The 13,806-nt window shown below is 60.6% G+C and carries 12 protein-coding genes; 6 read left to right on the top strand and 6 right to left on the bottom strand.

Going from position 1 to position 13,806, the window contains the following annotated elements:
- The first annotated feature begins 2 nt into the window (after positions 1 to 2).
- Positions 3 to 824 carry an ABC transporter permease gene (locus IFU31_RS00440; RefSeq protein ID WP_192101972.1) on the top strand — a complete coding sequence of 274 codons (822 nt, stop codon included), beginning with the start codon at positions 3 to 5 and terminating at the stop codon, positions 822 to 824.
- Positions 817 to 2,430 (top strand): ABC transporter ATP-binding protein, encoded by a 1,614-nt coding sequence (locus IFU31_RS00435; RefSeq protein WP_192101971.1) that lies wholly within the window; start codon positions 817 to 819, stop codon positions 2,428 to 2,430. The genes IFU31_RS00440 and IFU31_RS00435 overlap by 8 nt, the downstream gene beginning before the upstream one ends.
- Before the next feature lie 34 nt (positions 2,431 to 2,464).
- Here IFU31_RS00435 and IFU31_RS00430 read toward each other — a convergent pair whose 3' ends face one another.
- From IFU31_RS00430 to IFU31_RS00420, 3 genes are read right to left on the bottom strand one after another with little or no spacing between them, the layout of a single operon-like run.
- Complete coding sequence (locus IFU31_RS00430) at positions 2,465 to 3,676, bottom strand: nucleoside permease (protein ID WP_192101970.1); 1,212 nt, start codon at positions 3,674 to 3,676, stop codon at positions 2,465 to 2,467.
- Positions 3,677 to 3,728: 52 nt separating this feature from the next.
- Complete coding sequence (locus IFU31_RS00425; RefSeq protein WP_192101969.1) at positions 3,729 to 4,805, bottom strand: sugar phosphate isomerase/epimerase family protein; 1,077 nt, start codon at positions 4,803 to 4,805, stop codon at positions 3,729 to 3,731.
- Entirely contained in the window at positions 4,802 to 5,977 is a 1,176-nt protein-coding gene (locus IFU31_RS00420; protein WP_244657605.1) for a Gfo/Idh/MocA family protein, read from the bottom strand. Before IFU31_RS00420 ends, IFU31_RS00425 begins: the two co-directional genes overlap by 4 nt.
- A 205-nt stretch (positions 5,978 to 6,182) precedes the next feature.
- On the opposite strand from IFU31_RS00420, the gene IFU31_RS00415 reads away from it, so the two are divergent.
- On the top strand, positions 6,183 to 7,202 hold the full coding sequence (locus tag IFU31_RS00415) for a substrate-binding domain-containing protein (RefSeq protein ID WP_192101968.1): 1,020 nt from the start codon (positions 6,183 to 6,185) through the stop codon (positions 7,200 to 7,202).
- Between the two features lie 20 nt (positions 7,203 to 7,222).
- Here IFU31_RS00415 and IFU31_RS00410 read toward each other — a convergent pair whose 3' ends face one another.
- Positions 7,223 to 7,369 (bottom strand): DUF2256 domain-containing protein, encoded by a 147-nt coding sequence (locus tag IFU31_RS00410; protein ID WP_192057058.1) that lies wholly within the window; start codon positions 7,367 to 7,369, stop codon positions 7,223 to 7,225.
- A gap of 112 nt (positions 7,370 to 7,481) precedes the next feature.
- Between IFU31_RS00410 and IFU31_RS00405 the strand changes: the two genes are divergently transcribed.
- The 3 genes from IFU31_RS00405 (at position 7,482) to IFU31_RS00395 (ending at position 11,403) form a co-directional block, all read left to right on the top strand.
- Positions 7,482 to 8,444 carry a DNA replication terminus site-binding protein gene (locus IFU31_RS00405; protein ID WP_192101967.1) on the top strand — a complete coding sequence of 321 codons (963 nt, stop codon included), beginning with the start codon at positions 7,482 to 7,484 and terminating at the stop codon, positions 8,442 to 8,444.
- A gap of 421 nt (positions 8,445 to 8,865) precedes the next feature.
- Entirely contained in the window at positions 8,866 to 9,180 is a 315-nt protein-coding gene (locus IFU31_RS00400) for a DUF7693 family protein (protein ID WP_192101966.1), read from the top strand.
- A 96-nt stretch (positions 9,181 to 9,276) separates the two neighbouring features.
- Positions 9,277 to 11,403: a TonB-dependent siderophore receptor gene (locus IFU31_RS00395; protein ID WP_192101965.1), complete on the top strand. Its 2,127-nt coding sequence runs from the start codon at positions 9,277 to 9,279 to the stop codon at positions 11,401 to 11,403.
- 31 nt (positions 11,404 to 11,434) lie between these two features.
- Here the strand turns inward: IFU31_RS00395 and IFU31_RS00390 are convergent, their stop codons facing one another.
- Both IFU31_RS00390 and IFU31_RS00385 read right to left on the bottom strand, forming a co-directional pair.
- The gene (locus IFU31_RS00390; RefSeq protein WP_192101964.1) at positions 11,435 to 12,208 is read right to left on the bottom strand and encodes an L-iditol 2-dehydrogenase; all 774 of its coding nucleotides are present in this window, start codon (positions 12,206 to 12,208) and stop codon (positions 11,435 to 11,437) included.
- A 34-nt stretch (positions 12,209 to 12,242) separates the two neighbouring features.
- Positions 12,243 to 13,553, bottom strand: a complete 1,311-nt coding sequence (locus IFU31_RS00385; RefSeq protein WP_192101963.1) for an ABC transporter substrate-binding protein — start codon at positions 13,551 to 13,553, stop codon at positions 12,243 to 12,245.
- Between the last annotated feature and the right edge of the window lie 253 nt (positions 13,554 to 13,806).

Here is a 13,806-nt window from a genome sequence, read left to right as displayed (position 1 = left end):
TCATGCCCGCACCGAAAATCGTTCACCTGCCCGGCATCGTCGGTCTGGTTCTGTTCGTGGCCGTCGCCCTTTTCGCGCCCTGGCTGGCTCCCCATGCTCCCGACCAGGTGATTGGCACAGCCTGGGATGTCCCCTCGGCGCTGGCGCCTCTGGGCACCGACAATCTGGGCCGCGACCTGCTGTCGCGGCTGATCTGGGGCACGCGCACGTCGCTGTCGGTGACTGCCGCCGCAGCCTTGGTGGCGTTCGTCGGGGGAACGACGCTGGGCTTCATCGCTGGGGCTGCCGGGGGCTGGATCGACCAACTGATCTCGCGTATCAACGACGTGCTGATGGCGATACCGACGTTGATACTGGCGCTGGTGATTCTGGCAACGCTGCCCAAGACCCTGGCTGTGATCATTCTGGTGCTCGGGCTGCTGGAGGCCACTCGCATTCTGCGCGTGGCACGTGCCTTGGCGGCGGATATTGCAGCCATGGAGTTCATCGACGTGGCGCGCATGCGCGGAGAAAGCATGGCCTGGATTCTGCTGCGGGAAATTCTGCCCAATGCCCTGCCCATCCTGATCGCGGAATTCGCCCTGCGCTTCGTTTTCATTCTGCTGTTTCTGTCCGCGTTGTCTTTCCTCGGGCTGGGCATTCAGCCCCCTACGGCAGACTGGGGCGGATTGGCCCGGGATAACAAGGACGGCGTGTTGTTCGGTGTGTGGGCCGCGTTGATACCGGGTGCAGCGATTGCCGTGTTGGCGCTGTGCATCAATGCGCTGGCTGATTGGCTGCTGAACGGCAACACACGCCAGTGGGGAGCGCGCAACCATGACTGATTCGACCCACGCCTCTGCACCTCCACTGTTGTGCGTCGACCAGTTACGAATTGCCGCCAGAGGCGAGCCTGGGCAGATGCTGGTCGATAACCTGTCCTTCACGCTCAATGCCGGAGAAGTGCTGGGTCTGATCGGCGAGTCCGGAGCGGGGAAATCCACTGTCGGCCAGGCGATCCTGGGTCATCTGCGTGAAGGCATGACGCTTGCCGACGGGCGAGTCCTGTTCCATGGGCAGGACCTGCTGCGCCTTCCCGAACCTGGCTTGCGACGGATACGCGGCAGGCGCATCGCGTACGTCGCACAATCGGCTGGATCGGCCTTCAACCCGGCTCTGACCATCGGTGCCCAGGTGATCGAAGCTGCGCAGTTGCACGGGCCCATGGATGCGGCCACGGCCAAGGCGCGGGCACTGCAGCTGTTCACCGAGTTCAGTCTGCCGGAGCCTGAAACGTTCTACACACGTTACCCGCATCAGGTGTCGGGCGGGCAGCTGCAGCGCGCGATGATCGCCATGGCGCTGTGCAGTTCGCCCGAGCTGATCGTCTTCGACGAGCCGACGACCGCACTGGATGTCGTCACGCAACTGGGCATTCTTCAGGCCATTGCGCAGGTCATCCGCCGGGCAGGTGTAGCCGCCATCTACATCAGCCACGACCTGGCCGTGGTTGCACAACTGGCCGACCGCATCATGGTGTTGCGTCATGGCCAATGCGTGGAGCACGGGACGACGCAGCAGATTCTGCAAAGGCCGACGCAGCGCTACACCCGGGATCTGCTCGATGCCGGATGCACTTCTCGCGGTCCAGGCGTTGTTCCATCGGTGCAGAAAGAACTGCTGACCATCCGCTCACTGAGCGCCAGGTATCACCATCGGCCGGTATTGGACGACGTTTCCCTGCGTCTGTGGCAAGGCTGCACGCTGGCGCTCATCGGTGAATCAGGATCAGGTAAGTCGACCTTGGGTAGAGCCATTTGCGGATTGCTCACGGACGTTGGCGGGTCGATGACGCTGAACGGCAAGGCGCTGCCGTTGACGCTCGGGAAGCGTGCCCACCAGCACCTGCAGCAGGTCCAGCTGGTCCATCAGATTCCCGATAGTGCGCTCAATCCCAGACTGTCGATCGGCGATCAGCTCGATCGCGCCGTGCAGAAATTTACCGGGTCAAGCCGACAGCTGCGGCAACAACGGGTGATCGCATTGCTGGGCCAGGTGGGCCTGCCTGCAGACATCGCAAAGCGACTGCCGCACACGCTTTCCGGGGGGCAGAAACAGCGCGTATGCATTGCACGCGCGCTGGCTGCCGAGCCTGCACTGATCATTTGTGATGAACCCACTTCGGCGCTGGATCCGCTGGTTGCCCAGGAGATTCTGGCGTTGCTGCGGCATCTGCAAGCCGAAACGGGCGTGTCGTACCTGTTCATCACCCACGACCTGCACGTCGCCAAGCAGATTGCCCATGAGGTGGCGGTGTTGCGCAACGGCCGTATCGTTCACCGAGGACCCACTGCTGAAGCACTCAGCGCACCGTTTGATGACTACACACAGAGCCTTGTCGAATCGGTACCGCAAATGCGGCAAGACTGGTTGGCGCAGATGACCGGTTGATAGCGCGTCGTTTTTCCCAGAGTGCGCCAGGTGTTCAGCTGGGCCTGGCTTTGAACGTCAACGCAAAGCCCAGCAACACCACCCCGGCGAAGCCCGCCGGGAACAGCCAGATACTTTTCCAGTCATGTTGCATGCCCGTTGCATAGTGATCGGTCACCTGCCCCGCTACCCAGAAGCCAATCAACATGCCCAACCCATAGGTGGCCAGGGTGATCAGGCCCTGTGCCGAGCTGCGGAAGCGTTCAGGCGTCTTGGCGTCGGTGTAGATCTGCCCGCAGACGAAAAAGAAGTCGTAGCAGACACCATGCAACGCGATGCCGATCAGCAGCATGGCGACTTCTTCCCCGCCGCTGCCATAGGCGAACAGCAAGTAGCGCAGCACCCAGGCGAACATGCCGACCAGCAGCGCGATCTTGATGCCGAAGCGGGCAATGAACAGCGGCAGCAGGAGCATGAACAGCACTTCGGACACTTGCCCGATGGCCATCTTCGCGGTGGGATTGGCGATGCCGATCTCGGCCAGGAACGGGTTGGCATTCTGGTAGTAGAAAGCCAGTGGTATGCAGATCAGGATCGAGGCCAGGAAGAAGATCAGGTAGCTGCGATCCTTCAGAAGCCCCAAAGCATCCAGGCCCAGCACTTGACTCAGTCCCTTGCGCTCGCTGGTGGCCTGCAAAGGTGCCGTGCTGGGCAGGGTGAAGCTGTAAAGCCCCAGGAGCAGCGAAGCGACGGCCGACATCAGGAAAGTATTACGCAGTGCGCCACCGGCGATACCTTGAGCAGAATCCCAGGCGAAAACCATGCTGATCACCACGCCGGCAACGATCCAGCCGATGGTGCCCCATACCCGGATGCGGGAAAACTCGCGAGCCGGTTCTTTCATCTGGCGGAAGGCAACCGAGTTCACCAAGGCCAGGGTCGGCATGTAGGCCACCATGTAGGCCAGGACATAGGGATAGAACGCGGCGAAATCCGCTGCTCGATAGAGTTGATACAACAGCACCGCGCCCAGCAAGTGCAGCACGGCAAGGATACGTTCGGCGTTGAACCAGCGGTCGGCGATCAGACCGATGACGAAGGGCGCAATGATCGCTCCCAAGGATTGCGTCGAGAATGCCAGCCCGATCTGGCTGCCGCTGGCACCCAGGCCCGTCGCCAGGAATGTTCCCAGGGTAACGAACCAGCCACCCCAGATGAAGAACTGCAGGAACATCATCACGCTCAGTCGGGCGTTCATCGTTTTCATTGCGCTCACCGTTTTATTGTTATGGCAGGTGTCGGTCGAAAGCTTGGGCGGTTCAGTCTTCGAGCAAACCCAGTAATCTTCGGTTGGATTGCACGTCGGCGGACACGCCGGCGAAATCATCGAAAGCGCGTTGCGTGCGCTTGATCATGTGTCGCTCGATGAAGGCAGCACCCTCACCTGCGCCTTGCGCCGAATCCTTCAGGCAGCATTCCCACTCGAGCACGGCCCAACCGTTGAAGCCGTACTGGGTCAACTTGCTGAAGATCGATTTGAAGTCCACCTGGCCGTCACCCAGCGAGCGGAAGCGGCCCGGCCGATCGACCCAGTCCTGGTAGCCGCCATACACGCCGGAGCGGGCATCGGGACGGAACTCGGCGTCCTTGACGTGGAACATGCGGATGCGCGCGTGGTAACGATCGATGAAACCCAGGTAGTCCATCTGCTGCAGCAGCAGGTGGCTGGGGTCATACAGGATGGCGGCGCGCGGATGGTGGTCGACTGCCTGCAGGAAGCGCTCGAACGAGGCACCGTCGTGCAGATCCTCACCGGGGTGAATCTCGTAGCACAGGTCGACACCGGCCTCTTCGAAACAATCGAGAATCGGCAACCAGCGCCTGGCCAGCTCGGCAAAACCCTGCTCGACCAGACCATTGGGCCGCTGCGGCCACGGGTAGACATAGGGCCAGAGCAAGGCGCCGGAAAAGGTCGCGTGGGCGGTCAGGCCCAGGCGTTGGCTGGCTTGTGCGGCAAGCTTGAGCTGCTCGATGGCCCACTCGGTGCGGGCTTGTGGAGCATTACGCAAATGCACCGGCGCGAACTCGTCGAACACCGCGTCGAAGGCAGGATGCACGGCGACCAGTTGACCCTGCAGGTGGGTCGACAGCTCGCTGATCTGCACGCCGGCTTTGGCGCAGACGGCATTGAGCTCGTCGCAGTACGCCTGGCTTTGCGCTGCACGCTCCAGGTCGATGTAGCGGGTGCCTAGCGTGGGCAGTTGGATCGACTTGTAACCTTGTGACGCAGCCCAGCCAGCGATGTTGGCCAGGTTGTCGAAAGGCGCTTCGGGCGACATGAACTGCGCCAGGAATATACCTGGGCCACGCAGCCCCGTCTCGGCAGGAAGGTTCATTGTGCGGTACTCCGTGAGGAAGATGGGCAGATCAGTTCGGTCCACTTGGCGTCGCCGCGGTGGTTGATGATGGCGGCCTCGATGAAGGCCATCCCGCGCAGGCCGATGTGCATGCCGGGTACGCCGGGCACCTGGTCGCCGGCCCCGCCCGCCTGGATGGCGTCGGCAAAATCCACGTACAGATTGGCCATCGCCTCCAGGTAACCTTCGGGATGCCCTGCGGGCAAACGCATCCGGCGCGTGGCGGCGGCACTGAGCCAAGGTTGGCCAAGACCCGAACGCAGGATGCGCATGGGCTGGTCCAGCGAACGGTGAATCAGACTGGACGGTTCTTCCTGCCGCCATTCCAGCCCGCCTAACTCGCCATAGACGCGAATCTTCAACGGATTCTCTTCGCCGGCGCAGACCTGGCTGGCGATCAGAACTCCGCTGGCCCCGCCGCTCATCTTGATCAGCACACTGACGTCGTCGTCCAGTTGGCGACCTTCGACATGGGAGCCGAGCATGGCGCTGAGGCAGTACACCTGCTGGTCGGCAACGAATTCAGCCAAACTAAACGCATGCGTACCGATGTCGCCGATGCAGCCGCCAATGCCGGATTGTTCCGGGTCGTCGCGCCAGTCGGCCTGCTTGTTGCCCTGGCTGGCGATGTCCTGGCTGAGCCAGCCTTGCGGGTATTCGACGATGACTTTACGCACGGCACCGATGAGGCCATTACGCACCAGCTCGCGGGCTTCCCAGGCCATGGGGTAACCGAGGTATACGTGGGCAAGGCCATAGAGTCGGTCACTGCCGAGCAAGGTCTGGTCCAGCGCCTGCAGCTCGGCCAGGTTCAAAGCGGCGGGCTTTTCGCTGAACACATGGAAGCCTGACTGGATCGCGCGCTGTGCGACGGGCGCATGCAGATGATTGGGCGTGACGTTGACCAGCAACTGCATGCGCTGGTCTTCGGGGAGGCGCGCTTCGGCCTCGATCATCTCCCGCCAGTCGCCATAGACACGCTGTGGCGCGAGCCCCAAAGCGTTTCCAGTGCGCTGATTGTTGAGCGAATCGCGACTGAAAGCGCCGCACACCAGATCGAATCGCCCATCCAGCGCCGCCGCCCGCCGATGTGCCCGGGCAATGAACGACCCTTCCCCCCCACCGACGAAACCCATTCTGGTTTTTTGCATGACATCCAGCCTCTAGATCCTTGTCAGCTCAGCGCTGGTCAGATCAGCAATCAATGACCTAGCGATGTAACCGGTTACATTTGTTCAAGGAATCTAGGCGTCAACGCGTCCCCTGTCAAACACCACCGGGCGGATCATCGCGGTACCGGAGGCAGTGGCAAACTGAGGTAAGCTCTGCGTCGGGATTACCGGGAACGAGGTAGGCGTGTCGAATATTCGTGAAGTGGCGCGGCTGGCCGGCGTTTCGGTGGCTACGGTATCGCGTGCGCTGAAATCACCTGAACGGGTACTGCTGGCAACGCGCGAGCGGGTCAATACTGCGGTGGAACAGGCCGGGTACCGGCCAAACCTGATGGCCGTGCAGTTCCGTTCGCGACGCACGTTCAACCTGGTCATCCTCGTGCCGCATATTGCTAACAGTTTTTTTGCCCGAGTCATCAGCGGCGCGCAGAAAGCTGCCCAGTCGGCGGGCTATCGCGTATTGCTGTGCGACACGTTGGGCTGCGAAGCGACCGAGCGCGAATATGCCGACCTGGTGCACGCCCATCAAGCCGACGGCGTACTGCAGCTGCGCGCCTACGATCCATTCGCGTCGACTACCGACGCAGCCGACCTGCCCCCTATCGTCAACGCCTGCGAAATACTCGAGGGGGGCCGTCATCCCACCGTCAGTCTGGATAACCATGGCGCTGCGCGAGCGGTCACAGAACACCTGCTTGCCCTGGGCCACCGACGTGTGGGTTTGATCAACGGGCCTGCCACCAGCCCGTTGACCCGTGATCGGCGTGCGGGCTACGAGGCAGCCTTGCGTGCAGCGGGCATCACACCCGATGCCAAGTTGATTTGCCCAGGGGATTTCAGCCTGAAAGCAGGCTATAACGGAGCACTGCAGTTGCTCGGCATGCCCGAGCGTCCTACTGCATTGTTCTGTGAAAGCGATGAGATGGCCATTGGCGCATTGAAGCGCATCAAGGAAATGGGCCTGCGAGTTCCCCAGGACGTTTCCCTGGCCGGCTTCGACGACATCGAACTGGCTGCCTATTGCGACCCACCGCTGACGACCATCGCTCAGCCAGCCGAGTGCTTCGGCCAGCACGCGGTGGACATGCTGATCAGTTTGATCGAGAAACGCCCTCTTGAAGTGCGGCACGTGACGCTGCCCCACAGCCTGGTCGTTCGGCAGAGCACCGCTGGCGTGCCCAACGGTGATATCGCTAGCGGGTGACAGACACGGGCTTTGAAACATCAACCACCGGGAACCGGCTTCTTCTGCCGCCTGCAACGTTCCGAACAATAGCGGACCTCGTCCCAACAGCGCGCCCATTTCTTGCGCCAGGTGAACGCAAGCCCACAGGTGACGCAGTGCTTTACCGGTAACTCACTTTTCTTCAAGACCCTCTCCATGGCAACGTTCACGGACTAACTGGGTAGCCAACCGACAGAGCTGTATAAAGATACAGTGCTCAGCTAGAATAGCGCACCTGCCCATTATCCGGACATACGCATGGATCTTCATCTCAGCCAGACCAGCGCAGCTATCGCTATGGTCAACAGGCTTCAGGCCGAACTGACCGATTTGGGCGAAGTATTGCGAACTGCAGCAGACCACGTACGTGTCGATGCCATGTTTGGTCTGGATTTCAGGCCTGAGGACGCGGTGCGCAACGAACCGATAGAAGTACGTGTACTGGAAGGTGACGAGGCGGTACAGGCGGCGTTCGAGGCCTTGACCAGTATCTGGGTCAAAGTGGGTCAGCACCCGCGGGAAACATTGCGCGTGCCTGGTGCCATCGCCCTGCCCCGCACTGCCATCGACAAGATCCTGCAGACGAATGCGACGCGTGTCGAACTGGGCAAGTTGATCGGTGCCATCGACAAAACCAACGACCGTCGCAACGTGTGGAACCGCTTCAAAGGCAGCGGAAATGGCATCGTGCCCAAGCAAGCCCTGCGTCTGACCAACGTGCTCACTGCGCCGTCGAACATCAACTTTTATTGGGATGACACCGGTTCGTCCGGCGCCCGCAAGATGGCCGGTGATCTTCTGCAAGAGTGGCACGAGCTACTCGATCAATATCATGACAAACAGGCAACGGTGCAACACTCCTCGGAAGCCGCTGCCGAGAATGCTCTCGTCTACGGCATCGACATGCTGGGCAAGCTGGACCCGCAGGAACAGGTCGCCATTCGCCGCTTGGTTCAGCCTCATATCCGGGCACGAGTCAGGAACGGCGACTCGAAGGTCAAACCCATCATCGCGCCAGTGCCCTTCGTGTATGAAACGGGTATCGCACCGCCCAAGATAAAGCGGCTCCCGAGTTACGAACCCAAAGTAGTGATCCGCAAGAACACCCGCTTGGCGTTGCTGGAGGAAGAGCCTTATGTGGAGGCAATGAATCTCTATCGTTATAAGGATAGGCATCGGGTTTATGGACCTCTGCAAAAAAAGTCAGCTGAAGAGGGCTAGGGAGTTGATGCTTGAAGCCAGCTAGCAAGGAAGGCTGACGCCGTGCTGTCTATTAATAACATCATCATAGGGTAAAGATTTTTACTTAGCCCCTTCCCTCTCGACGTGGCCACATTGAATTAAAACCTGCGCCTGGCACCTTGCCCCGCTTGGTGATTACTAAGTTGATAATACGGAAATGAAAGCAACTCGTAGCGGAGCCTTGTCATGATGTTATTGTTTATGGCTAAAGGCATCCTGGTGAACGCAGCAAAGCAGCTTGGTGCTCGTTACTGATCACCTTTGCGGAAGGTTCACGGAGGAAAGCATGTGCGACGACGTGTCATGATGTTATCTATAGTTTTCCAATTAATTCAGCGAGGTTGCCGGCCCCTTCTGCATCGCCTATAAAGCTGCTCTTCACTTTGATCAGGCTCTTCAAGTGTCCGCCGCCGCCCTCTCTGCACGAGAAACTTGCCAACTGCTTCGTGACGTCGCTCTAGGTATTCGCACCTTGCACCGTCTCGACGAAACGGATTGGGCCGATCCCTACGGCACAGCGATGACCGTCGGCGCCGACGGCTGGATCATCACCTTTCACAACCATGAAAACGGGCGCTTTCATTGCGAGCGTTGTGAAAGCCCGGACGGCCGCACCTACCTCTTCGATTCATCCCACCACTACGGCACCGACCCTATCGAGCTTCTAAGTACCTGGGAGCACACCAGGCTGGCGGAAATACTGACGACTATCTAAAGCAAGGCTTCGAAGCCAGCAACTGTCAATGCGAATCGTTTGCGGATAGAATCCGCTGCCATTTCGCTAGCCTCCCCTGCCTGGAACGATGAACCCATGCGTCGCACGTTACTTTCGCTGTGCCTGCTGCAAGCTGCCCTGGTGTTTGCCTGGGCCTTTGAACCCGTCGAAGCCAGCGGAAACCTCCAGCTCGAAGCGGTGAACATCGAGGCCGACAGTGATTATGAACGCGCGGATGGTCCGGTCACGGGTTACAGAGCCACCCGCTCAATGAGTGCGACGCGCACCGACACGGCCCTGCACGAGACGCCGCAGTCGATCAGCGTCGTGCCCCGTGACGTATTGGAAGACACCGCCTCCACTCGCTTGCAGGACGCGCTGGATTACGCAGGGGGTGTCGGCCGCGCCAACAACTTCGGTGGTCAGGGCCTGACCACTTTCACCGTACGCGGCTTCACCACGGGCGAGTTCTACCGCAACGGTTTTCCAATCAATCGCGGCTACCCCAATGCGCCGGACGCCAATACCGTGGAACGCCTGGAAGTGATCCGCGGCCCGGCGACGAGCCTGTATGGCCGCGGTGATCCGGGCGGCACTTTCAACGTCGTCAGCAAGCAACCGCTGGCCGAGCGCAAGGTGACGATTGGCAGCCAGCTGAACGATCAGGGCATGCACCGCGCCACGCTGGATGCCGGCGGGCCGCTCAGCGAGGATGGGCGCCTGGCCTATCGGCTGAACGTGTTGGGCGAAGGCGGCGAGAGCTTTCGTGACCATGTGGAAACCGAACGCTACGACATCGCGCCCGTGCTCAGCTGGCAAGCCAGCGACGCTACCAAAATCGTCTTCGAAGGCGATTTCATGCGCAACAACCATCCGCTCGATCGCGGCCTGACGCGCTACGCCACCCAGCGGGGCAGCGCTTCGCGCGACACCAATGTTTGGGAGCAAGGCCGTGACAACCTGCTGCACAACGACAACGACATGGCCCAACTCAGGTTCGAGCACCGCCTCGATGACGCCTGGACCCTGGCCGGCGGGATGCAGTGGCTTGACGGCAGCCTCAAGGGCAATGCGGTCGAGGCCAACGCAGCCCCGCTGGATGGACGTACCCTGCAGCGCAACTTCAACTACCGCAAACTGGAATGGACCGACCGCGACTATCAGCTGAATCTCACCGGCCATTTCGATACCGCAGGGTTTTCCCACACCTTGCTGGCCGGCGTGGAGTATGAAGACTACGACTACCGCTCGATCATCCAGCGCTCGTCGGCCGCAGCGGGCACCTACCCCATCGACCTCTACAACCCGGTGCTGGGCCAGCCACGCCCAGCCCTCACCCGCACCACCACCCACGACACGGAAAACCTGAAAACCTGGGCCGCGTTCATTCAAGACCAGGTTGCCTTGACCGAGCGCTTCAAAGTGCTCGCAGGCGTGCGTCTGGAGCGCTTCGAACAGGACTACGACAACCGCTTGCCAGGCTCTGTGGACTGGAACGCCGCGCAGACCTCGGCAACACCACGGCTGGGTTTGATCTACGACCTCACCGATACACTGGCGCTGTACGCCAACACCGCGCGGTCGTTCAAACCCAATAGCGGTGCAAGCCGCGATGGCGGCGGCTTCGATCCGGAACAAGGCAAGTCTTACGAGTTGGGCATGAAGTGGGAAGCCCTCGATCAGCAGCTGAGCATCGACGGCGCCGTCTACCATATCGTCAAGGAAAACGTGCTCACCCGTGATCCGGTCGACCCGACCTACAGCGTCGCGGCCGGCGAAGTCACTAGCCGTGGCCTGGACATCACCATCGCCGGCAACCTCACGCCACAATGGCGGATGATCGGTGGCTACGCCTACGTCGATGCGCGGGTGACCGACGACAACAACCTGCCCAATGGCACCCGCCTTGCCAACATTCCGCGCAACAGCTTCAGCCTGCTCAACACCTACGAGTTCCAGGACGGCGCAGCCAAAGGCCTGGGCCTGGGCGTGGGCTTGAAATACATCGACGACCGCGCCGGACAGACCGCAGCCCAGACCTACACCATGGAGCGCTACAGCGTGGTCGATCTGCTGAGTTTCTATCAGGTGAACGATCACGTTCGCCTGAATTTGGAACTGCAGAATGTGTTCAACAAGGGCTACGACGAAGGCGCGTTCAACACGTACGCGTATCCTGGCGCACCGCGTACGGTTCAGGCGGGCGTGGCGTATACGTTCTGACCAAGAGCGATGACTGCCCAGGGCGAGATTTTCAGCTCATCCAATTGCCGCCATCGACATTATAGGTCTGGGCCACGACGTAGTCGCTTTCGTCGCTTGCCAGAAAGAGCGCCATGCCCACCAGGTCCTCGGCCGTGCCCATGCGACCGAAGGGGACTTCCTGGCTGACCAGACGCTTTTTCTCGCCCAGTGGGCGATTTTCGTACTTGGCGAACAACGCGTCGACGCCATCCCAGTGTTCACCCTCGACCACCCCCGGGGCGATGGCATTGACGTTGATCCGCTCCTTGATGAGATTGAGGCCGGCGGACTGGGTCAGGCTGATCACAGCCGCCTTGGTCGCACAGTACACACCTACAAGAGCCTCACCTCGCCGTCCTGCCTGACTGGCCATGTTGATGATCTTGCCCCCGTGCCCCTGGCCGATCATCTGCCTCGCGGCCGCCTGCAGGGTAAACAGCGTTCCCCCGACGTTGATCGCAAACAGCCTGTCGTAGCTCGCCCGGGTGATTTCGGTGATGGGCGCCAGGTCGAATAGCGCCGCGTTGTTGATGAGAATGTCCAGCTTGCCCGCGCGTGTCACCACACTGGCGATCGCTCGGTCGATGGAAGCTTGTTGGGTGACGTCCATTTCCACCGCGTAAGCCTGGGGACCGAGTTCGATAGCCGTTGCCTGGGCTCGGTCCAGATCAATGTCGGCGATCGCGACAATGGCACCTTCACGTATGTACGCTTGCGCGAACGAGCGACCAATGCCTCGCGCAGAGCCAGTGATCAGTGCACTTTTACCGTTTAGTCGGTTCATCGAGTCAACCTTCGAGTTCGTGGAAACAAGGGCTTCAGGGCTTGGGATAACCGGCTCGCTTCATGTCGCGCTCGGTCGTTGACTGAGCGGACGCCAAGGCCTGATCCACGGACATCTGTCCGGTGAGCGCGGCGGAGAACAGCTTGCCGACCGATGTACCGATCGACTGGAACTCGGGAATTACCACATACTGAATGCCCACGTATGGAACGGGCTGGGCGGAAGGCTGCGAAGGATCGGCATGCTGCATCATCTGCAAGGTGACCTGAGCAAACGGCGCCGCTGCCAGGTAGGCGTCGCTGTAGGTCGACATGCGAGTGCCCGGCGGAACGTTGGTGATACCGTCCTTGTCGGTGACCAGCTGGATGTACTGTTTGGACGTCGCCCAGGTGACGAACGCCTTCGCCGCGTCCTTGTGCCGAGAGGTGGCGGGAATCGCCAGCGACCAAGCGTACAACCACGATGAGCCCTTGTCGGTCACCTCAGTGGGCGCCGCAGCGAAACCAACACTGTCCACTACCCTGCTCTGCGCTTTGTCGGTGGTGAAGGAACCGGCCACGCTGGCGTCGACCCAGATCGCGCACTTGCCGCTGTTGAACAACGCCAACGTCTCGTTGAACCCATTGCTCGAAGCGCCGGGCGGCCCGTACTTCTTCAGCGTTTCGACATAGAACGTAGCAGCCGCCTTCCACTCGGGACTGTCGAGTTGAGGCTGCCATTGCTCGTTGAACCAACGCGCACCGAAGGCATTGGCCATGGTACTGAGCAAGGCCATATTCTCGCCCCAGCCAGCCTTGCCGCGCAGGCACATACCGTATTGGCCCTTGGATGCATCGGTCAACCTGGCCGCGAAACCGCCTAGCTGTGACCAGGTTGGCGCTGGCGGCATGGTCAGCCCGGCGGCCTTGAACAGGTCGGTCCGGTAGTAGGTGACCGTACTTTCGCCGTAGAACGGCAACGCGTACAGCGTGCCGTTCACCGAGAGGCCTTGGCGGACGGCGGGAAAGATGTCGTCTACGTCGTAGTCGGCTGGCAGATCCTTCATCGGTTCCAACCAGTTTTTTGCGCCCCACAGTGGCGTCTCGTAAGTACCGATCGTGAGCACGTCGAACTGGCCACCGTGCGTCGCGATATCGGTCGTCAAGCGTTGCCGCAACACGTTTTCCTCGAGCACGACCCAGTTAAGCGTGATGTCGGGGTGCTGTTGTTCGAAGAACTTGGACAGCCGCTGCATGCGGATCATGTCACCGTTGTTGACGGTGGCAATGGTCAACGTCTCAGCGGCCTGTCCGGCGACGGCGAATGAAACACTCGCGGACAGGATCAACGCATTGGTAATCTTCATGAAGTTCTCCGCGTCCAGCCGGTTCGACCGGAGCCGTTGTTATTGTTCTGGTGCGCCGAGCCGTTGGATCGGCGACAGGTCGAGTAAAGCAGCTGCCCGATCTGTACTCAAACGAACGGCGAATGGGCGATCGGTACTTTTTTGATCTTTTGCACCGTTGGGTTTCGAGGCAAAAAAGTATCGGAACGCTGTCATTGACGGGCTACCGATGGCGCGGGATTTCAGAGTATGGTTGAACCCGTCGACCTGCAGA

The sequence above is a fragment of the Pseudomonas sp. CFBP 13602 genome (assembly GCF_014842725.1).
GTDB classification, from domain to species: Bacteria; Pseudomonadota; Gammaproteobacteria; order Pseudomonadales; family Pseudomonadaceae; genus Aquipseudomonas; species Aquipseudomonas baltica.
The sequence above is the reverse complement of the archived record's forward strand: the minus strand, read 5'-3'. Positions and strand labels throughout refer to the sequence as shown.

Coding starts and splice junctions, on each gene's coding strand:
- IFU31_RS00435 (WP_192101971.1), top strand. CDS start 817: ATGACTGATTCGACCCACGCCTCTGCACCTCCACTGTTGTGCGTCGAC.
- IFU31_RS00390 (WP_192101964.1), bottom strand. CDS start 12,208: ATGAACCGACTAAACGGTAAAAGTGCACTGATCACTGGCTCTGCGCGA.
- IFU31_RS00440 (WP_192101972.1), top strand. CDS start 3: ATGCCCGCACCGAAAATCGTTCACCTGCCCGGCATCGTCGGTCTGGTT.
- IFU31_RS00405 (WP_192101967.1), top strand. CDS start 7,482: ATGGATCTTCATCTCAGCCAGACCAGCGCAGCTATCGCTATGGTCAAC.
- IFU31_RS00420 (WP_244657605.1), bottom strand. CDS start 5,977: ATGCAAAAAACCAGAATGGGTTTCGTCGGTGGGGGGGAAGGGTCGTTC.
- IFU31_RS00425 (WP_192101969.1), bottom strand. CDS start 4,805: ATGAACCTTCCTGCCGAGACGGGGCTGCGTGGCCCAGGTATATTCCTG.
- IFU31_RS00430 (WP_192101970.1), bottom strand. CDS start 3,676: ATGAAAACGATGAACGCCCGACTGAGCGTGATGATGTTCCTGCAGTTC.
- IFU31_RS00385 (WP_192101963.1), bottom strand. CDS start 13,553: ATGAAGATTACCAATGCGTTGATCCTGTCCGCGAGTGTTTCATTCGCC.
- IFU31_RS00395 (WP_192101965.1), top strand. CDS start 9,277: ATGCGTCGCACGTTACTTTCGCTGTGCCTGCTGCAAGCTGCCCTGGTG.